Origin of the sequence: Klebsiella sp. 141240 (assembly GCF_050600805.1) — a bacterium.
GTDB classification, from domain to species: Bacteria; Pseudomonadota; Gammaproteobacteria; order Enterobacterales; family Enterobacteriaceae; genus Klebsiella; species Klebsiella aerogenes.
In genome coordinates this window covers 45,511-65,477 of record NZ_JAQIRK010000006.1, presented here as the reverse complement: position 1 = coordinate 65,477, position 19,967 = coordinate 45,511, and the positions used below count along the sequence as shown (strand labels likewise).

The following is a 19,967-nucleotide window of genomic DNA, read 5'->3' as shown; positions in this document are numbered from 1 at the left end:
CGGGTTATTTATTCAGCAGCGACAGGACTTCTTCGACGCTGGTGGTTTTCGCCAGCCGCTCAATCACGGTTTCGTCATCCAGCGCGTTGGTCAGGCTGGTGATAACGTGAATGTGTTCGTTGTTGCGGGCGGCGATACCAATGACCAGACGTGCGACTTCATCTTCTTCTTCACCGAAGCGCACGCCTTCCGGATACTGGCAGAAGACGACGCCGGTTTTCAGCACCCGGTCTTTCGCTTCGATGGTACCGTGCGGTACCGCGATGGATTCGCCAAGATAGGTCGAGGTCAGCTTCTCGCGGTCGAGCATCGCCTGCACATATTCCGGCTCAACGTATCCACCTTTCACCAGTTGTTCACCGGCGAAGCGAATCGCCTCTTCTTTGGTGGCCGCTTTGCGCCCAAGGAAGATGTTATCCGCGCCCAGCTGGAACAGATTTTTGTCGTCATTATCAAAACTATCTTTCAGGCTATCGGTGACTTTCACTTCGTTGTCGATGTGGCGCTGGGCCGCCACCAGACGCTCGGTCAGGCTGGTGTACAGGCCGCTGTCGAGGAAGTTGGTCAGCGAAATATGCTGCGCCTGTGGTACCTGGCGCATGGCGCGCTCGGTCAGATCGCGGTGGGTGATCACCAGGTCGACATCCGGCGGCAGGTTGTTAATCGCGCTGTTGGTAACCGAAATGTTGCTCAGTCCGGCATCCTGCACCTTCTTACGCAGTACCCCGGCGCCCATGGCGCTGGAACCCATACCGGCGTCGCAGGCAACGATGATTTTACGCACGTGGCTCAGGTCGTTAGCCACGTCGCCCGCCGCCAGCGGCGTCGCCGCGCCTTTGGACTCGGCCTTCATGTCGTGCATGCGACGAGTCGCCGCTTCGATATCGTCTTCTTCTTTCACTTTGCTGGTTTTCAGCAGGATGGCAGAGACAATAAAGGAGACCGCCATCGCCGCAATAATGGCCGCGATGTTAGCGAAGTAGGCGCCTTTTGGCGTCATCGCCAGTACCGCCAGAATGGAACCCGGGGAAGCAGGGGAAACCAGGCCGCCGTTGAGGATAGTCAGGGTGAAGACGCCGGTCATACCGCCGAGGATAACGGCCAGAATCAGACGCGGGTTCATCAGCACGTACGGGAAGTAAATTTCGTGAATACCGCCCAGGAAGTGGATGATTGCCGCACCGCCCGCAGACTGCTTCGCGCTGCCGCGGCCAAAGAACATGTACGCCAGCAGAACGCCCATCCCCGGACCCGGGTTAGCTTCAATCAAGAAGAAGATAGATTTGCCAAGCTCATGGGACTGCTGGATACCCAGCGGCGAGAAGATACCGTGGTTAATCGCGTTATTGAGGAACAGGATTTTCGCCGGTTCAACAAAGATAGACGCCAGCGGCAGCATGTCGTGCGCCACCATGAAGTTAACGCCGGCCGCCAGCAGTTTTGACAGCACTTCAACCGCCGGGCCGATGCCGAGGAACGCCAGAATGGCAAGGATCATCCCGATAATGCCGGCGGAGAAGTTATTCACCAGCATTTCGAAACCGGATTTGATCTTACCGTCTACCCAGGCGTCAAATTTCTTAATGCAGTAGCCGCCGAGCGGGCCGGCGATCATCGAGCCGAGGAACATCGGCATATCCGCACCAACGATAACGCCCATGGTGGTGATAGCGCCGACGACGCCGCCTCGTTCGCCGCCAACCAGCTTACCGCCGGTATAACCGATCAGCAGCGGCAGCAGGTAGGTGATCATCGGGCCGACCAGCTTCGCCAGCGTCTCGTTCGGCAACCACCCTGTTGGAATAAATAACGCGGTGATAATCCCCCACGCGATAAACGCGCCGATATTCGGCATCACCATATTGCTGAGGAAACGACCAAAGCTTTGCACTTTGATCTTGATATCGGATGACATAAAACACCCCTTCTTCTGTTTTGCTTATCGCGCAGGCTGAACGCCCGAGGTTTGTTGTTAATGTGGCGGCAGAGGTAGCCGGACCCTGATTGATAGTGCGAAATCTGGCACTGAATCGTTAAGCTGTCCAGCGAGCGGCTTCTTATGTGATTTGCGTCACATGAATATAGGTGTCTGGTACTTATATGTAGTGATCTTCATCACAAAAATGATGTGTAAAAAAACAACAACAGGAGATGAATGGCCATAAATCGCATTTTTATGTGATGTTTATCACATTATAACTTTGTGTTTTTGTTATTTGTTTGTGACGTACATCACAAAATATTTTGCACTCAATTCCGCTGTGTGTGATCCACCGCAAGTTCTGCTTTCCCCAGCGGCCAACGATGTAACTTTGCAACCCGTCTGGGCGAAGAACATTTTTTGCCGCTAATGGCGGAAATGAAAGCGGTGAATTATGCTCAAATTGTCAGTCAGGCGTCGCTTCAGCGACGCTCACAATTCCAATAATCTATTAGCGTGAATCGAGGAAATTATGTTTCTCAATTATTTTGCGCTGGGCGTTCTGATCTTCGTTTTCCTGGTTATTTTTTACGGGATTATTATTTTGCACGATATTCCGTATCTGATCGCGAAGAAACGTAATCACCCGCACTCTGATGCGATTCACGTCGCAGGGTGGGTTAGCCTGTTTACGCTGCACGTAATATGGCCATTTTTATGGATTTGGGCGACCCTTTATCAGCCGGAACGCGGCTGGGGAATGCAGCATAAGCCGAATGACGCAGAGCCTGATGGCACCGACAGCGAGCTGGCGCAGCTCAATCAGCGTATCGCGGAACTTGAACATAAAATCGCGCATTTGCAGCCGACAGCGCCGCCGTCCTCGCCGGAGAAATAATCATGGACCTGTTGATCATTTTGACGTACGTGGCCATTGCGTGGTCGGTATTTAAAATATTCCATATTCCGGTAAATAAATGGACGGTCCCGACCGCGGCCCTGGGTGGCGTATTTATTGTTAGCGCGCTTATTTTATTAATGAACTATAACCACCCTTATACTTTTACCGCGCAGAAAGCGGTTATTTCCATTCCTATTACGCCGCAGGTTACCGGCATTGTTAGCAGCGTGACCGATAAAGCCAACCAGCGGGTGAAAAAGGGCGAGGTACTATTTACTATCGACCCGGCGCGCTACCAGGCGCGTGTCGACAGGCTGCAGGCCGATCTGGTCACCGCTCTGCACAGTATCAATACCCTGAAAGCCCAACTGCAGGAAGCGCAGGCGAACACCGTGCGCGTCTCCGCCGAGCGCGACCGGTTGTATAAAGATTATCAGCGCTATTTGAAAGGCAGCCAGGCGCGGGTCAATCCGTTTTCGGAAAGCGATATCGATAATGCGCGGCAAAACTACCTTGCCCAGGATGCGTTGGTGAAAGCCTCGGTCGCCGAGCAGGCGCAGATTCAGAGCCAACTGGATAGTACGCTGAATGGCGAACAGTCGCAGGTGGTGAGCCTGCGCGCGCAGTTGGCGGAAGCGAAATATAACCTCGACCAGACCACCGTTCGCGCGCCGAGCGATGGTTACATTACCCAAGTCCTGATTCGCCCGGGAACCTACGCCGCGTCGCTGCCGCTGCGCCCGGTGATGGTCTTTATTCCGCAACAAAAACGGCTGATTGTCGCTCAGTTCCGCCAGAATTCGTTGCTCAGGCTGGAGGCTGGCGATGATGCCGAAGCGGTGTTTAACGCCCTGCCAGGGCAGGTGTTCCACGGTAAACTGGTCAACGTATTGCCGGTGGTACCGGGTGGGACTTATCAGGCGCAGGGTTCGCTGCAGTCGCTGAGCGTCACGCCGGGTAGCGATGGCGTGCTGGCGACAATTGAGCTGGATCCGGATGCGCAGGTCGATGCGCTACCCGACGGCATCTATGCCCAGGTGGCGGTCTATTCCGACCATTTCACCCACGTGTCGGTGATGAGAAAAGTGCTGCTGCGCATGACCAGCTGGATGCACTACCTCTATCTCGATCATTAATGCGATCGGCGGCAGGTTGAGACAATGTCGCGCCTGCCATTTGCCTGCGCCTGAACCATACTGATCTTTTCGTTGGCGAAAGGAGCAGGCAATGAAACTTATCGGCAGCTACACCAGTCCTTTTGTACGCAAAATTTCTGTCATCTTGCTGGAAAAGGCGATCCCCTTCGAGTTTGTGAACGAATTCCCCTATAACGACGTCAACGGCGTGGCGCAGTACAACCCGCTGGGTAAAGTTCCGGCGCTGCTGACCGATGACGGCGCATGCTGGTTTGATTCGCCCATTATTGCGCAATATCTTGAACTGCTTAACGTCGCGCCGGCGATGCTGCCTACGGAACCTCTGGCGGCGCTGAAGATGCGGCAGCTTGAAGCCTTGTCTGACGGCATCATGGAGGCGGCGATCGCGCTGGTGCGGGAAAAAGCGCGTCCGGCGGCGCAGCAGTCAGAAACCGAACTGCTCCGCCAGCGGGAAAAAATCGCCCGCGGTCTTGATATGTTGGAAGGGTACGCCGCCGACGGCACCTTGCGTCACGGTGAGCTGAATCTGGCGACCATTACTGCCGCCTGCGCCATTGCTTATCTCAATTTCCGTCGCGTGGCGCCCGGCTGGTGCGCGACGCGGCCAAAACTGGTCAAACTGGTCGAGACGTTATTTCAGCGCGCCAGTTTTGCACGTACCGAACCGCCAGGGAGTTGACCCAGGCAGGTAACAGTTTCCTCGCGCAGGCGTTACAATCGCCACTCATTGTTGACTCCCTCTCCCGTCGGGAGGGGGGAAAATAACTTATCGTCAGGTTCACTCATGTCTACCGATACTCGCGCGCTTTATACCCGGCTTCCGGCCATTGATCGTTTACTTCGCGATCCCGCTTTTGCTTTACTGCTCGATCGCCATGGCCATTCGCAAATTGTGGCGCTGCTGCGCCAGATGTTGGATGAGGCGCGGGAGCATATCCGCCAGGCGCAGGCATTGCCAGAGTGGTGCGACGACTGGCCTCAGGAGACCGCCAGCCGGCTGAACCATAGCCAGCAGAGCGCGCTGCGTCCGGTATTCAACCTGACGGGCACCGTGCTGCACACCAATCTGGGGAGAGCCATTCAGGCGGAAGCCGCGGTGCAGGCGGTGGCGCAGGCGATGCGCGCGCCGGTCACGCTGGAATACGATCTCGACGATGCCGGGCGCGGTCATCGCGACCGGGCGCTGGCCGATCTGCTGTGCCGGATCACCGGCGCGGAAGATGCCTGTATCGTCAATAACAACGCGGCGGCGGTGCTGCTGATGCTGGCGGCGACGGCCAGCGGGAAAGAAGTGGTGGTCTCGCGCGGCGAACTGGTCGAGATCGGCGGCGCATTTCGCATCCCCGATGTCATGCGCCAGGCCGGTTGTCTGCTACATGAAGTGGGCACCACTAACCGCACCCACGCCAAAGATTATCGTCAGGCTATCAATGAGCAGACCGCCCTGCTAATGAAAGTGCATACCAGCAACTACAGCATTGAAGGCTTTACCAAAGCGGTCGATGAGGCGGAGCTGGCGGAAATTGGCCGCGAACATGGCGTGCCGGTGGTGGCCGATCTCGGCAGCGGCTCGCTGGTGGATTTGAGCCAGTACGGCTTGCCGAAAGAACCGATGCCGCAGGAATTGATTGCGGCGGGCGTGAACCTGGTGAGCTTTTCCGGCGATAAGCTGCTTGGCGGGCCGCAGGCGGGGATTATCGTCGGCGATCGGGCGTTGATCGCGAAGTTACAGAGTCATCCGCTTAAGCGCGCGCTGCGGGCGGATAAAATGACGCTGGCGGCGCTGGAGGCGACTCTGCGGCTGTATCTGCATCCGGAAGCGCTGACCAACGATCTGCCGACGCTACGTCTGCTAACCCGCCGCGCCGAGGATATCCGCCAGCAGGGCGAGCGTATTCAGCCTGCGTTAGCGGCGCACTATAGCGATTTTGACGTGCGCGTCGAAGCGTGTTTGTCGCAGATCGGCAGCGGGTCGTTGCCGGTCGACCGACTGCCCAGCGCCGCGTTAACCTTTACGCCGCGCGATGGTCGCGGCAGCCAGCTGGAAGCGCTGGCCGCCCGCTGGCGCGCCTTGCCGATACCGACGATCGGCAGAATTTATGATGGCCGCTTATGGCTGGATCTGCGCTGTCTTGAAGATGAACCCCGGTTTATGGAGATGTTATTGAGATGATTATTGCCACCGCCGGACATGTGGACCACGGCAAAACCACGCTGCTGCAGGCGATTACCGGCGTTAACGCCGATCGCCTGCCGGAAGAGAAATCGCGCGGGATGACTATCGATCTCGGCTACGCCTATTGGCCGCAGCCTGATGGCCGGGTGTTAGGTTTTATCGATGTGCCGGGGCATGAAAAGTTTTTGTCCAACATGTTGGCCGGCGTGGGCGGGATCGATCACGCGCTGCTGGTGGTGGCCTGCGATGACGGCGTGATGGCGCAAACCCGCGAGCATCTGGCGATTCTGCAGCTGACGGGAAAACCGACGTTAACCGTCGCGTTGACCAAAACGGACCGCGTGGAAGCGGCGCGGGTTGCCGAAGTTCGGGCGCAGGTGGAATCCACGCTGAGCGAGCTGGGGTTCGACGCCGCCGCTTTCTTCGCTACCGCGGCAACGGAAAATCTCGGCATTGCCGAACTGCGCAGCCATTTGCTTCAGCTGACGGAGCGCGAGCATCCGCGACAGCAGCGTTTTCGTCTGGCGCTGGATCGCGCCTTTACCGTCAAGGGCGCGGGGCTGGTGGTGACCGGGACGGCGTTATCCGGCGAGGTAAAAATCGGCGATACCCTCTGGCTGACCGGCGCCAATAAACCCATGCGCGTCCGCGGGCTACATGCGCAGAATCAGCCGGTTGAACAGGCGCGGGCCGGGCAGCGCATCGCGCTGAATATCGTTGGCGATGCGCAAAAAGAGGATCTCAGCCGCGGTGACTGGCTGCTCTCGGCTCAGCCCGCAGAACCTTGCGAGCGGGCGATCGTCGAGCTGACCTGTCACGCGCCGCTCAGCCAGTGGCAGTCGCTGCATATCCACCATGCCGCCAGCCATATCACCGGCCGCGTTTCGCTACTGGAAGGCAATCTGGCCGAGCTGGTGCTGGATACGCCGCTGTGGCTGGCGGATAACGATCGTCTGGTGTTGCGCGATATCTCCGCCCGTTTGACGTTGGCCGGCGCGCGGGTGGTGACGCTGAATCCGCCGCGCCGCGGTAAACGCAAGCCGGAGTATCTGCAGTGGCTTTACGCGCTGGCGGCAGCGCAGGGCGACGATGCGCAGGCGTTGGATATTCATCTGCAGCGCGATGCGGTGCGTCTTGACGAGTTTGCCTGGGCGCGGCAGCTGAGCGCCGACGGCCTGACGGCATTAATTAACCGTCCGGACTACCTGCAGGCCGGGAATAGCCTGCTTAGCGCGCCGCTGGCCGCCCGCTGGCAGAAAAAACTGCTCGACGCGCTGGCCCGTTATCACGACCAGCATCGCGATGAGCCGGGGCCGGGGCGTGAACGCCTGCGGCGGATTGCGCTGCCGATGGAAGATGAAGCGCTGGTACTGCTGCTGATTGAGCAGATGCGCAGCAGCGGCGTCATTCAAAGCCATCACGGCTGGCTGCACCTGCCGGAGCATAAAGCCGGGTTTACCGATGAGCAGCAGGCCATCTGGCAGCGGGCGGAGCCGCTCTTCGCCGATGAGCCATGGTGGGTACGCGACCTGGCGCGCGATCTGAACGTCGAAGAGTCGTTGATGCGCGCGGTGCTGCGCCAGGCGGCGCAGCAGGGGATGATTACGGCGATCGTGAAAGATCGTTATTATCGCAACGATCGGATTGTTGAATTTGCGCAATTGATCCGCCGTCTGGATCTGCAGCGCGGTTCCACCTGCGCGGCGGATTTTCGCGATACGTTAAATATTGGCCGTAAACTGGCGATTCAAATACTCGAATATTTCGACCGCATTGGCTTTACCCGCCGCCGGGGCAACGATCATCTACTTCGCGATGCGCTGTTATTCCCTGAAAATAAAAACGGCGAATAATAACGCAAATGAAAAATTAAGCCGGTAATGTTTAACAGTACGTTAAAAAAGGAAATATTAACGTACTGTTTTTCATCCAATTTCTTGCCAGAAATGGCGTTCAGGTCATGTTTTTTATTACGACATCCTCGTACCCTTCCATGATATTCACCTAAATGAAGGAATCATCATGGCTGCATCGACTTTTTATATTCCGCCAGTGAACGTCATTGGCACTGGTTCTGTTACTGAAGCGATGAATACTATCCAGCAATACGGATATCGTCGGGCATTAATCGTCACCGACGCGATGCTGAATAAATTAGGTATGGCGGGTGAAGTACAAAAGGCGTTACAGGAGCGGGATATTTTCAGCGTGGTGTATGACGGCGTGCACCCGAACCCGACGACCCTGAACGTCGAAAGCGGTCTGGCGCTGCTAAAAGAAAATAACTGCGACTGCGTAATTTCCCTGGGCGGCGGCTCGCCGCACGATTGCGCGAAAGGCATCGCGCTGGTCGCGGCAAACGGCGGCAACATCCGTGACTATGAAGGGGTGGACCGTTCGGCGAAACCGCAATTGCCGATGATCGCTATCAATACCACCGCCGGTACGGCTTCTGAAATGACCCGCTTCTGCATCATCACCGATGTCGATCGCCACATCAAAATGGCGATTGTCGATAAGCACGTGACGCCGGTTCTGTCGGTTAACGACTCTTCGCTGATGATGGGGATGCCGAAATCACTGACCGCCGCTACCGGTATGGACGCGCTGACTCACGCTATCGAAGCCTATGTTTCTATCGCGGCGACGCCGATCACCGATGCCTGCGCGTTGAAAGCGATGACCATGATTTCACAGAATTTAACTCACGCAGTGGAAGATGGCGGTAATGAACAGGCGCGTGAAGCAATGGCCTATGCGCAGTTCCTCGCCGGGATGGCCTTCAACAACGCGTCGCTGGGCTATGTCCACGCGATGGCGCACCAGCTGGGCGGCTTCTACGATCTGCCGCACGGCGTCTGCAACGCCGTCCTGCTGCCGTTTGTGCAGGAGTACAACTGCAGCGTCGCCGCCGCGCGTCTGCGTGACTGCGCGCAGGCGATGGGCGTGAACGTAGCCGGGCTGAATGACAAACAGGGTGCGGAAGCCTGCATCGCGGCCATCCGCGAGCTGGCGCGTAAAGTCGGCATCCCGGCTGGTCTGCGCGATCTGAACGTTAAAGAAGAGGATATTCCGCTGCTGGCCAGCAACGCGCTGAAAGATGCCTGCGGTTTAACCAATCCGATTCAGGCGACCCACGAAGAAATCATGGCGATTTTCCGCGCCGCGATGTAATCCGAAAAACTCCCCGGCGGTGATATGCCGCCGGGTGATGTTAGTTTTGCCCGTAATAGGCATTCGCGCCGTGCTTACGCAGATAATGTTTATCGAGCAGTTCTTGCTGCATATCGGCCAGTTGTGGCGCTAGCTGACGGGAAAAAAGCCCCATATAGGCGCACTCTTCGAGGACGACGGCGTTATGCACAGCGTCGGCGGCGTTTTTACCCCACGCAAACGGACCGTGTGAATGCACTAGCACTGCCGGGACTTGCATGGGATCGAGATCGCGCGCTTCAAAGGTTTTAACGATCACCTCTCCGGTTTGATATTCATATTCACCATTAATTTCATCGGCAGTCATCAGGCGGGTACAGGGGATCGCGCCATAAAAATAATCCGCGTGCGTGGTGCCCCAAGCCGGTAAATCCAACCCTGCCTGCGACCAGATCGTCGCGTGGCGCGAATGGGTGTGAACGATACCGCCGATTTGCGGGTAGCGGCGGTACAACGCAAGGTGGGTTGGCGTATCGGAGGAGGGTTTTTTTGCGCCTTCAACCACATGGCCGCTGGCGATATCGACGACCACCATGTCGTCAGCCTGCATGACGTCGTACTCTACCCCGGATGGCTTGATAACCATCAGTTTGCGCGTTTCGTCGACGGCGCTCACGTTGCCCCAGGTGAACGTCACCAGCTGATGCGCAGGTAGCGCCAGGTTGGCGGCTAATACCTCAGACTTCAATTGTTCTAACATGTGAAACCTCCTTCTTGCATCCGCGCTTCTATCCAGCGGCGCGCCTGAATAATTTCCAGTACCGGCTCTTTGGCTTTTTCCGTCCACATTTCAATTAAGAATGAACCGCGATAGTTCAGCTCATGCAGCGTTTTGAAGATGCCGACAAAATCGACACAACCCTCGCCGAAGGGGACGTCGCGAAACTGCCCCGGCGATTGTGCGGTTACGGGGAGCGTGTCTTTAAGATGGATAGCGGCGATGCGGTCGATGCCCAGTTTGAGCTCGGCGCTGACGTCGTTGTCCCAGGCGCTCAGGTTGCCGACATCCGGATAGACGCTGAACCACGGCGAGGCAAGCATCTCGTCCCATTTTTTCCACTTGCTGATGGAATTCATAAATGCGGTATCCATGATTTCGACCGCCAGCATGACCTGCGCCGCGGCCGCCTGTTCGACCGCCCACGCCAGTCCTTCGGCAAAACGCTGCTGTGTGCCGTCATCGTGTTCTTCGTAATAGACGTCATAGCCTGCCAGTTGGATGGTGCGGATCCCTAAATCGCGAGCCAGTTGAATGGCTTTGGTCATGATCTCGCGCGCCCGCAGCCGGGTTGATTCATCGCGGCTGCCAAACGGGAAGCGACGATGGGCAGACAGGCACATTGAGGGGATGGCTACCCCGGTTTCCAGCATCGCCGCGACCAGCGAGGCGCGCTGGGTGGCGCTCCACTCCAGGCGCGCCAGACGCTCATCGGTTTCATCGACCGACATTTCGACAAAATCAAAACCGCAGCTTTTCGCCAGCACCAGCCGTTCCGGCCAGCTAAGGTTTTTCGCCAGCGCTTTCTCATAGATACCTAAGGGATGATTACGCATGCTGTTCTCCCCAGATGGCGTCGATTTGGGCGTGGAAATCACCTGCCACTAGCGCGGGCTGCGCCGCGCCCGCCAGCGCGCGTCCGGCAATAAACGCTTTGACGTCAATATCGCTAAACAGGGATAAGTCGGCCGGCGTGATGCCGCCGGTAATAGACAGTTGCAGGCCGATATCCGACAGCGCTTTCATACGCGCCAGATCGGCGTCGCCCCACTGCTGGCCGCTGGCCTGCGCATCGCGGCCGCGGTGATAAATCGCCTGGCGGACGCCGATGCGGTACCAGTCGCGCGCGTCGTCCAGCGTCCAGTTACCGAAGAGTTCGATCTGAATGTCGCCGCCGCAGGACTGGGCGACGGCATGGCCTTTCTCAACGGTCGCCAGCGGCGCGGCGCAGATAATGGTCATCCAGTTGGCGCCTGCGGCAAAGGCCTGTTGAGCCAGCGTTTCGCCAGCGTCGGCGACTTTCCAGTCGGCGACGATAATTTTATCCGGACACTGGGCGCGCAGGGCTTTTACCGCGTTGAGTCCTTCGGTCAGACACAGAATTGTGCCCGCTTCCACGATATCAACGTGATGGCGCAGTACGGCGACATCGCGCTGGGCGGCTTCCAGGCTGGTATGGTCGAGCGCCAGTTGCAGTAATGGTCGGCTCATAATGTGTGCTCCTTAATGCGGGCGTGGTAGCCCTGTAGTGCGCTAATCAATTGCTGGTATTGGCGGTATTTACGCTGATAAAGACGGTGTGCGGTCATGTCGGGCTGCAGGGTTCGTACCGGATGCTGCAGGCTGCTCAGAGCCTCGCGAAAGTGGCGATAGACGCCGGTGCCGACGCGGGCGGCAAGCGCGGCGCCAAAACAACCGGTCTCTTCAACCTGCGGCAGTTCGATGCGCAGGCCGCTGACGTCCGCCAGCATTTGCATCCATACATCGGAATGCGCCGGTCCGCCGGTGACGCGCAGAGCCTGGACATGGGTAAAGCGCTCACGCATGCGGTTGAGATGCGTCATATGGCTGAAGACCACGCCTTCATACACCGCCTGTAGCAAATGCGCGCGGGTGTGCATGGCCTGCATGCCGTAAAAACCGCCGGTCATCTCCAGGCCGGCGTTGCTACCGTAAAGGAACGGCAGAAAGAAGAGCTCGCTACCGGCTGTTGGCAGGCTGGCGACGGCCTCATTAATCTCGGTAAATGAGAGCCCTCCCCACTGCGCGGTAAACCATTCAAGATTGCCGGAAGAGGTGGGGCTCGCTTCGTGCACAATGTATTCGCCGTCATTGACGAAACGGCCATAGACGTAAGGATGAGCCTCATGCTCACGCAGCCCGTGGGTGATCCCGCTGGTGACCGCCCAGGTTCCCATCACCGCATTGAGCACTGATTCATCGTTGAGGCCCGCGCAGAGCGCGGTAGAAACCACATCAAACAGACCGCCGACGACGGGCGTTCCCGCCGCCAGACCGGTAACGGCAGCCGCCTGAGCGGTGATTTCCCCGCATATTTCCGCAGAGCCGACGATCGGCGGCAGCGCCTCGTCAATTTCACTAATGCCTAACCACCGGGTCAGGCGCGGGTCGTATTGCCCGCTATTCATGTTGTAGAGATTGGACTCAGAAATGTTGCTTTCTTCGCAGCCTTTTATGCCGGTCAAACGCCAGCGAAGATAATCATGGGCCATCATGACGCAGCCGATTTGCCCATAGCGCTGCGGCTCATTTTCTTTCAGCCACCGCAGCAGTGAAGCGGGATGGCCGGTCCACAGCGTCTGGCGGGTAAGGGGGTACAGCCGCTCAGGGATGCCATCCTGCTGCCAGCGCTGAACGATATCTAACGCCCGGCGATCGGAGGAGAGTATTGCGTTACCTAACGGGCGATCCTGTTTATCAAGCAGAAATAGCCCTTTACCCTGCGCGGAGATAGCGATGCCCTTGATTTGCTTACCATTGACGTTAGCGGCGTTGAGCAGCCTGGCGATGGTTTCATGGCAGCGTTGCCAGAGCAGATCCATTTCCCGCTCGGCGTAGCCCGGCTGCGCGCTGAGGGTGCGTAAAGGGCAGCGTTCGATACGCCGCTCTACGCCCTGGCTGTTATATAAACCGGCTTTTAGATAAGTACCGCCACAATCGATACCCAGCCAGAAGGTCTCTTTTTCACTCATCTTAGTTTTCCTGTTTTCCGGACGACGCCTGGCCGTCCGGGGCAGTTTTAAGCTGCGTGGTTACGCGGAGTCATGGTCTTTGCGGGTGCAGAGCCGGCATCGCATTTTGCCGGCAGCAGCAGCGCCATCAGGGCCGCCAGCGCCAGTGAGATAGCCAGGCAATAAACGCCGGCATCTTTGCTGTAGAGGGTGATCAGTACGCCTACGGCGTAAGGGCCGCAGAAGCCGCCGAGGTTACCGAGAGCGTTGATCACCCCGCGGGCGCCGCCGGCCATTTCGGCGCTGAACAGGCGCGCCGGTATGGTCCAGAACACGCCTGCGGCGGATTGCAGGAAGAATCCGCAGCCAACCAGCGCGGCATAGGCCAGCCAGATGTGATTTTTCAACGCCACGGAGAGGAACATGCACAGTGCGAAGCCGATCAGCGGCAGGCAGACGAATAGCTTGCGTTTGCCGGTACGGTCGGAGAGCGAAGAGAAAAGGAACATACCGGCAATCGCGCCAACGTAGGGCAGAATAGCGAGCACGCCGACTTGCCCCATACTGCTATGGGTCAACTCTTTCAGAATGGTCGGTAGCCACAGGGTGTAACCGTAAATCCCGGTTTGATAGAAAAAGTTAAGGGCGATGAGCTGCCACATGGTTTTGTCAGAGAGCACCGCGCCGAGCGAGGCATTTTTGACTTCAGTACCGGCAATCGCCTTTTGTTCCGCCGCCAGCGTTTCGACCAGATAGTTTTTTTCCGCTGCTGATATCCAGCGCGCTTCCTGCGGGCGGTCGTAAACGGTGTATGCCCACAGCGCCAACACGACCACCGAGAGCAAGCCTTCGATAATAAATAGCCAGCGCCAGTCGAGAACGGTGATGATCCAGCCTGACAACGGGGCGGTAATAATCCCGGCAATCGGCACAAACATAATCACAATGGCGTTGGCGCGGCCGCGTTCAGCGTCCGGGAACCAGTTGCTGATCATCGTTAGCACCACCGGCAGCATGCCGCCTTCCGCCACCCCTAATAAGAAGCGCAGGATCAGCAGTTGGTATTGATTGGTGATTAAACCGGTCAGCACGGAAATAATGGCCCAGGCGACCAGCGACCAGCCGATAAATTTCTTGCCGCTGCCGTGTACGGCGATTTTTCCGCCAGGGACTTGTAAGAATAAATAACCAATAAAGAAAATACCACCAGCGAGCCCCGCCATGGTAGCGGAAATACCCAGTTCGGCATCCATACCGCCCGGCATCGCAAATGCGATATTAACGCGGTCCATATAGGAAATAATACAGGCAATAAGAATCGGTGGAATAATTCTCAGCCAACGCTGGCGTGGAATATCTTTTGCTGTAGGGCGAGAGGTCATGTTCATATTAATATTCTCGTAGAGTAAATATTATGACAATGAAAACGTAGTTGTTCTTATGCGTTTTTTAATATGCTGATACCGTCACGCAAAATGGCTATGCGGTGGTTAACATCGGCATTTGGGTCTATTTCCAATAATTTAATACCGGCGAACTGCAACGATGCGCCTGCAGCGCAGGCGAAAATATCGCGGGCATGCTGCGCGGTCATCAGGCTTTGCGGGCAGAAGGGCGCAAATGGCGCGTGTAAATCCTGCCATTCGCCATATTCACCCTGGCGGGTGGTGCCGGAAAACATCAGCGCACCCAGTTTACCGGCCTGTTTAACCTGCCGGGTATGGGCCAACGGCAGCGCGGTATCGCGGCCTTCAATGGCCGAGCGCGCCCAGTTGATGCACACGCTTATCTCATGGTCGGCAATGACTTCCAGTACATTATCCAGTGGCAGAAAGCCTTTACGCGGCGCTGGGCCATTCATCGCGTCACAGTGTTCCAGCACCAGATCGCAGCGCCAGTCCCAACTGGCGATTTCTTTGAGCGAGCGTGAAAAGGCGTCCGTTGCCTGGGCGATGTTTTGATCTCCCGCCAGCGGCGCGGCCTGTAGCTCAAGCGCGGTGACTTTACCGGGTTGAATACCGTTGATTTTATTAATTTTGCGATGAAGGAGGCGGTAGTATTCAACGCAGGCTACACGCTGTTGTTCATCGCTGGAGGCCAGGCCGAAGCCGGCGTTTTCTCCGCGGCGGCGCATGGTTTCCATAATGGCGGTAATCACAATTTGCCAGTTATCCGGCGTATGGCGCAGCAGCCACTCATCGCCTAATGGATGGATATGCTCAAGACAAGGCTGTTCTATGCCACGAATATCTGGAGTATCGGCAAGTTGTCGCCAGAATTCCTTCTCTTCCTCTTCACTCTTTTGGTGAAATGAGGGTGCACAGGGATACGCACCGATAATATAACCGGTAGTAATATTCATTATGTGCTCCTGTAAATTTAATGAGATGATTAGTTCTTTTACAGAATATCGATAGCTACCTTAACGACGATTTTTCTAATAGGGGTGGCGGTGCTTTTAATACACCCAGGTCGATGTACATCTTGTGGGAAGAATATGGCATAGCTACCGGGTATCATTTCAATAAACGATTCGTGTTCACTATCGTGATAAAAAATAATATCGCGCTGTTCTAATAACGATTCGCTGATCTGGTTATTCCCATTATCAATGGCGATACCTATTTTTTCTTCACCGGAAGCGAGAAATTGAATATCTAAATAACGCCGATGTACCTCCGGACGGTTTTCTGTCGCCGTACGGGTAGTCAGATCGATGATCTGCGCAAAAATATTCTTACCATCAATTTCGACGACGCCGGGGGGCTGGTGGCGAAAATCGGTAGTGCGAAGAAAATCGAGCGCCTTTTCAATCGCTGCCGGTAGACGGCAAGGATTCGGTTGTGAAATATGGCCGAAAATCATAGTGGTTTCCCCTACAGAGCCTGAATTTTGGCCCATACGCTGTCGTCGACGGTGATCCCGTTACGGCGGTTTTCTTCCAGTAATCGCGTAAACTCGTGGCCCGGTAGGCGGACCGCTACATTTTCATCGGCGCGTTCGGCGGTGGTGATGAAGTCCATGATCCGCTGTAGTTTGGCGTCACGCGTTTTGCCATCAATGAGCTTGTCGACTTCAATAGCGATGAAAATCTGCGATACGCCATATTCGTCGCTATTGTCCTGGGTGACTTCAGCAACGGAGGAACCGTTGGAAAGTAGGGTGGCTATCATATCCAGCACAATTGATAAACCGGAACCCTTCCAGTAGCCCATCGGCAGGATACGGCGATTTTTCTCAATCACGCCGGGCTCTTTCGTCAAATTACCGTCATCATCAAACCCGCCATCTACCGGCAGCGTGCGACCAGCCAGGCGATTAACCTCCAGCATGCCGTAGGAGAACATCGACATCGACATATCGACCATTGTGATCGGAGTGGATGGAATTGCCACGATCAGCGGATTGGTGCCAATGCGGCACTCTTTAGCGCCCCACGGCGGCATGACGGCGATAGAGTTGGTCCAGCAGATGCCGATATAGCCTTTTTCCGCCGCCTGCCAGCCGTAGCTGCCGCCGCGCATCCAGTGATTGGCGTTGCGTAATGCCACCAGGCCAATGCCATGGTCGGAGGCCAATTCAATGGCGCGATCCATCATCTTTTTCGCCGTCAGATTGCCAATCGAACGCCGGGCATCCCACTGCTCAATAGCGCCAAGGCTGGTGACGCGCTGAGGTTTCGCATCCGGAATGATATCGCCGTTATCCAGTTGCTGAATAAAACGTGGAAAGCGATTCACTCCGTGTGAGTAGACGCCGGATTCCGTGGTGCGGGCGAACATTTCCGCGCAGGCGTCGGCGGTTTCCGCCGCAATACCGCGTGAGAGTAATACCCGATTGAACGCCTCTTTTAGCTGCGCAAAAGTTACTTTCATTCCCGTGTTCCCCTTAGGGTTTGAGTGATTTTTTATCTTCACGTTTCACATGTCGAAATCTGATTTCAAATATAACGATCAATTTTTGACAGATCAACGGCAGATGCTATTTTTAAAAATCATTAAAATCAGTTGGTTGTGTTTTTTCGGTTCAGATCGTGAACTGAACCACACTTTGCGCTACCATCAGAGCGCGATTAAAAAGGAAGCCGAAGCGATGGGCACAAAAGAGAGTGAAATGACGCAAGAGAAAGAGAGGCCAGCCGGAAGCCAGAGTCTATTTCGCGGGTTAATGCTGATTGAGATCCTCAGTAACTATCCAAACGGTTGTCCGTTGGCGCATCTGTCTGAACTGGCGGGCCTGAATAAAAGTACCGTGCATCGGTTGTTGCAGGGCCTGCAGTCCTGCGGCTACGTTACTCCGGCGCCTGCCGCCGGAAGTTACCGCCTGACCACCAAATTTATTGCCGTTGGGCAAAAGGCGCTGTCGTCGCTGAATATTATTCATGTCGCTGCGCCGCATCTTGAAGCTTTAAACATCGCCACCGGCGAGACGGTGAACTTCTCCAGCCGTGAGGACGACCACGCGATTCTGATTTACAAGCTGGAGCCGACTACCGGTATGCTGCGTACCCGCGCCTATATTGGCCAGCATATGCCGCTGTACTGTTCGGCGATGGGTAAGATCTACATGGCGTTCGGCCATCCTGACTACGTTGCCAGCTACTGGGACAGTCATCAGGATATTATTCAGCCGTTGACCCGTAACACCATTACCGGCCTGCCGGCGATGAATGACGAGCTGGCGCAGATTCGCGAACGTAATATGGCGATGGACCGCGAAGAGAACGAACTCGGCGTCTCGTGCCTGGCGGTACCGGTATTCGATATTCACGGCCGCGTGCCTTACGCCATTTCGATTTCGCTGTCGACTTCGCGTCTGAAACAGGTTGGTGAGAAAAACCTGCTCAAACCATTGCGTGAAACGGCAGAGGCGATTTCCCGCGAGCTGGGGTTTGTTATTCGCGAAGGCTAAGGCAACTGGCGAGATCTTGCTGGGTATTTGCCTAAAACGTTGCTGATTCCATTCAGGATCAAAGCGCACAGCGGGGTTTTTCTGGCACGCTGCGTTTTTATCCCGAATGGAGTTGAGGATGAACCGGTTTATTATCGCTGATGCACAAAAGTGTATCGGCTGTCGAACCTGCGAGGTGGCCTGCGTGGTGTCGCATCAGCAGGGGCAGGATTGTTCTACCGTTTCTGCAAGACGCTTTGCGCCGCGGATCCGGGTAGTGAAGAGCGATGAGCTATCAACGGCGACGCTGTGCCGTCAGTGCGAGGATGCACCCTGCGCGAACGTCTGCCCGGAAGGGGCAATACGCCATGAAGGCGACGTCTGGCGTGTCGATCAACGGCTGTGCATTGGTTGTAAAAGCTGTATGGTGGCGTGCCCTTATGGGGCGATGACGGTGATGTTGACCGACGAAGGCGTGCAGGCGCTGAAGTGCGATCTGTGCGCGCACCGGCAAACGGGGCCGGCGTGCGTAGCGGCCTGTCCGACTCAGGCGCTGCGCTGTATTGAGTCCGCCGAGCTGGAAAGATTAAGCGCTGAGCGCCGCCGTTGGGCGGCGCAGGCAATGTAACTGCATGTTCCCGGCCAGCGATGGCCGGGAACATCATCAGGCGTCTTGTTCCTGCCAGGCGCGCTCAATCTCTTCGGCAAGAATTTTAACCCCCGCCTCGATTTTCTCCGGGTCCGGCACGTAGTTCATGCGCATGCACTGATGCGTATGCGGCCACGGCTTGTCCAGCCCCGGGAAGAAGTAATCGCCCGGCACCATCAGCACGCCGCGTTGTTTCAGGCGCTGATACAGCAGCTCGGTGGAGATCGGCAGATCCTTAAACCACAGCCACAGGAAAATCGCCCCTTCCGGTTTATGAATCAGGCAGCGTTCTTCCGGTAAATAGCGGCGAATGGTAGCGATAGTTTCCTGAACACGCTGATAATAGAACGGTTTAATCACCGTCTCCGACAGCCGTAGCAGGTCCTTACGCTTGATCATTTCGCACATCATCGCTGGCCCAATCCCGCCAGGAGCGAGGCTGATAATGCCGTTCATATTACTGATCGCGGTGATGATTTTCTCGTTGGCGATGATGATTCCGCAGCGGGTGCCCGGCAGCCCGAGCTTGGATAAGCTCATACATAGCACGATGTTCGGGTTCCACAGCGGGCGCGCTTCGCTAAAAATAATGCCCGGGAAAGGCACGCCATAGGCGTTATCAATAACCAGCGGCACGCCGTGCTGATTGGCGAGGGCATCCAGCTTAATAAGCTCTTCGTCGGTAATGACGTTGCCGGTCGGGTTGGTTGGCCGGGAGACGCAGATCATTCCCGTCTCTTCGGTGATCTGCAGGTGTTCGAAGTCCACGTGATATTTGAACTGGCCTTCCGGCAGCAGCTCAATGTTGGGGCGGGTGGCGACAAACAGATCCTCTTCCAGCCCGGAATCGGCGTAGCCGATATATTCCGGCGTCAGCGGGAACAGCACCTTGCGGGTGGTGCCGTCGGCACGGCGGCCGGCAAACAGGTTAAATAAGTAGAAAAATGCGCTCTGGCTGCCATTCGTTAGAGCAATATTCTGTGGTTCGATCTCCCAACCTAATTCTTCGCGCAGCATTTGCGCAAGCAAGGTCAGAAGCTCGCTTTTCCCTTGCGGACCATCATAATTGCAAAGCGCATCAAGGGCTTTGCCGTTATCCAGCATATCGGCCAGCAGGCTATTGAAGTATTCATTCATCTCCGGGATTTGCGCGGGGTTGCCGCCGCCCAGCATGATCGCGCCCGGTGTGCGCAGGCCGTCATTGAGGTCTTCCATCAGGCGGGTGATGCCTGAATGACGGGTGAATTTGTCGCCGAAAAGTGAAAATGTCATCGCGGATATTCTGTTGGTCTTCTGGAAAGGGAATTACCATAACGCCAGCGTCAACGCGGTGCAAATCGGCACAGGAGGGAGCGATTTATTTTTTGTTC

18 protein-coding genes are annotated in these 19,967 nt (G+C 56.2%); 8 read left to right on the top strand and 10 right to left on the bottom strand.

Going from position 1 to position 19,967, the window contains the following annotated elements:
• Window positions 1-4: 4 nt before the first annotated feature.
• Complete coding sequence (mtlA, locus tag PGQ95_RS13105; protein WP_047047680.1) at window positions 5-1,915, bottom strand: PTS mannitol transporter subunit IICBA; 1,911 nt, start codon at window positions 1,913-1,915, stop codon at window positions 5-7.
• Window positions 1,916-2,453: 538 nt separating this feature from the next.
• On the opposite strand from mtlA, the gene PGQ95_RS13100 reads away from it, so the two are divergent.
• The 6 genes from PGQ95_RS13100 (at window position 2,454) to yiaY (ending at window position 9,329) form a co-directional block, all read left to right on the top strand.
• Window positions 2,454-2,819, top strand: a complete 366-nt coding sequence (locus PGQ95_RS13100; RefSeq protein WP_087858947.1) for a DUF3302 domain-containing protein — start codon at window positions 2,454-2,456, stop codon at window positions 2,817-2,819.
• A gap of 2 nt (window positions 2,820-2,821) precedes the next feature.
• A complete protein-coding gene (locus tag PGQ95_RS13095; protein WP_087858948.1) occupies window positions 2,822-3,958 on the top strand; it encodes an HlyD family secretion protein in 1,137 nt (378 codons plus the stop codon).
• Window positions 3,959-4,049: 91 nt separating this feature from the next.
• Window positions 4,050-4,658 carry a glutathione S-transferase gene (locus tag PGQ95_RS13090; RefSeq protein ID WP_113374033.1) on the top strand — a complete coding sequence of 203 codons (609 nt, stop codon included), beginning with the start codon at window positions 4,050-4,052 and terminating at the stop codon, window positions 4,656-4,658.
• Between the two features lie 105 nt (window positions 4,659-4,763).
• Window positions 4,764-6,152: an L-seryl-tRNA(Sec) selenium transferase gene (gene selA, locus PGQ95_RS13085; protein WP_308957652.1), complete on the top strand. Its 1,389-nt coding sequence runs from the start codon at window positions 4,764-4,766 to the stop codon at window positions 6,150-6,152.
• Window positions 6,149-8,008 (top strand): selenocysteine-specific translation elongation factor, encoded by a 1,860-nt coding sequence (gene selB / locus PGQ95_RS13080; protein ID WP_430918357.1) that lies wholly within the window; start codon window positions 6,149-6,151, stop codon window positions 8,006-8,008. Before selA ends, selB begins: the two co-directional genes overlap by 4 nt.
• Window positions 8,009-8,177: 169 nt before the next feature.
• Entirely contained in the window at window positions 8,178-9,329 is a 1,152-nt protein-coding gene (gene yiaY / locus PGQ95_RS13075; RefSeq protein WP_430918355.1) for an L-threonine dehydrogenase, read from the top strand.
• A gap of 40 nt (window positions 9,330-9,369) precedes the next feature.
• Here the strand turns inward: yiaY and araD are convergent, their stop codons facing one another.
• The 8 genes from araD to yiaK are packed head-to-tail and all read right to left on the bottom strand — an operon-like array spanning window position 9,370 to window position 16,933.
• On the bottom strand, window positions 9,370-10,068 hold the full coding sequence (gene araD, locus PGQ95_RS13070) for an L-ribulose-5-phosphate 4-epimerase (protein ID WP_430918353.1): 699 nt from the start codon (window positions 10,066-10,068) through the stop codon (window positions 9,370-9,372).
• Window positions 10,062-10,922 carry an L-ribulose-5-phosphate 3-epimerase gene (locus tag PGQ95_RS13065; RefSeq protein WP_430918351.1) on the bottom strand — a complete coding sequence of 287 codons (861 nt, stop codon included), beginning with the start codon at window positions 10,920-10,922 and terminating at the stop codon, window positions 10,062-10,064. Before PGQ95_RS13065 ends, araD begins: the two co-directional genes overlap by 7 nt.
• Window positions 10,915-11,577 (bottom strand): 3-keto-L-gulonate-6-phosphate decarboxylase UlaD, encoded by a 663-nt coding sequence (ulaD, locus tag PGQ95_RS13060; RefSeq protein ID WP_430918349.1) that lies wholly within the window; start codon window positions 11,575-11,577, stop codon window positions 10,915-10,917. The genes PGQ95_RS13065 and ulaD overlap by 8 nt, the downstream gene beginning before the upstream one ends.
• A complete protein-coding gene (locus PGQ95_RS13055) occupies window positions 11,574-13,079 on the bottom strand; it encodes an FGGY-family carbohydrate kinase (protein WP_430918347.1) in 1,506 nt (501 codons plus the stop codon). Before PGQ95_RS13055 ends, ulaD begins: the two co-directional genes overlap by 4 nt.
• Window positions 13,080-13,126: 47 nt before the next feature.
• Complete coding sequence (locus tag PGQ95_RS13050; protein ID WP_430918345.1) at window positions 13,127-14,446, bottom strand: MFS transporter; 1,320 nt, start codon at window positions 14,444-14,446, stop codon at window positions 13,127-13,129.
• Window positions 14,447-14,496: 50 nt separating this feature from the next.
• Window positions 14,497-15,420: a DUF4862 family protein gene (locus tag PGQ95_RS13045; protein WP_430918343.1), complete on the bottom strand. Its 924-nt coding sequence runs from the start codon at window positions 15,418-15,420 to the stop codon at window positions 14,497-14,499.
• A 38-nt stretch (window positions 15,421-15,458) separates the two neighbouring features.
• Window positions 15,459-15,923: a YhcH/YjgK/YiaL family protein gene (locus tag PGQ95_RS13040; RefSeq protein ID WP_113374022.1), complete on the bottom strand. Its 465-nt coding sequence runs from the start codon at window positions 15,921-15,923 to the stop codon at window positions 15,459-15,461.
• An 11-nt stretch (window positions 15,924-15,934) separates the two neighbouring features.
• Window positions 15,935-16,933 carry a 3-dehydro-L-gulonate 2-dehydrogenase gene (gene yiaK, locus PGQ95_RS13035; RefSeq protein ID WP_045390698.1) on the bottom strand — a complete coding sequence of 333 codons (999 nt, stop codon included), beginning with the start codon at window positions 16,931-16,933 and terminating at the stop codon, window positions 15,935-15,937.
• Between the two features lie 217 nt (window positions 16,934-17,150).
• Between yiaK and yiaJ the strand changes: the two genes are divergently transcribed.
• Both yiaJ and PGQ95_RS13025 read left to right on the top strand, forming a co-directional pair.
• Complete coding sequence (gene yiaJ, locus PGQ95_RS13030; protein ID WP_045390824.1) at window positions 17,151-17,969, top strand: IclR family transcriptional regulator YiaJ; 819 nt, start codon at window positions 17,151-17,153, stop codon at window positions 17,967-17,969.
• A gap of 118 nt (window positions 17,970-18,087) precedes the next feature.
• Entirely contained in the window at window positions 18,088-18,576 is a 489-nt protein-coding gene (locus PGQ95_RS13025; RefSeq protein WP_430914917.1) for a 4Fe-4S binding protein, read from the top strand.
• Between the two features lie 36 nt (window positions 18,577-18,612).
• Here the strand turns inward: PGQ95_RS13025 and avtA are convergent, their stop codons facing one another.
• Window positions 18,613-19,869: a valine--pyruvate transaminase gene (avtA, locus tag PGQ95_RS13020; protein ID WP_015369199.1), complete on the bottom strand. Its 1,257-nt coding sequence runs from the start codon at window positions 19,867-19,869 to the stop codon at window positions 18,613-18,615.
• Window positions 19,870-19,967 lie beyond the last annotated feature (98 nt).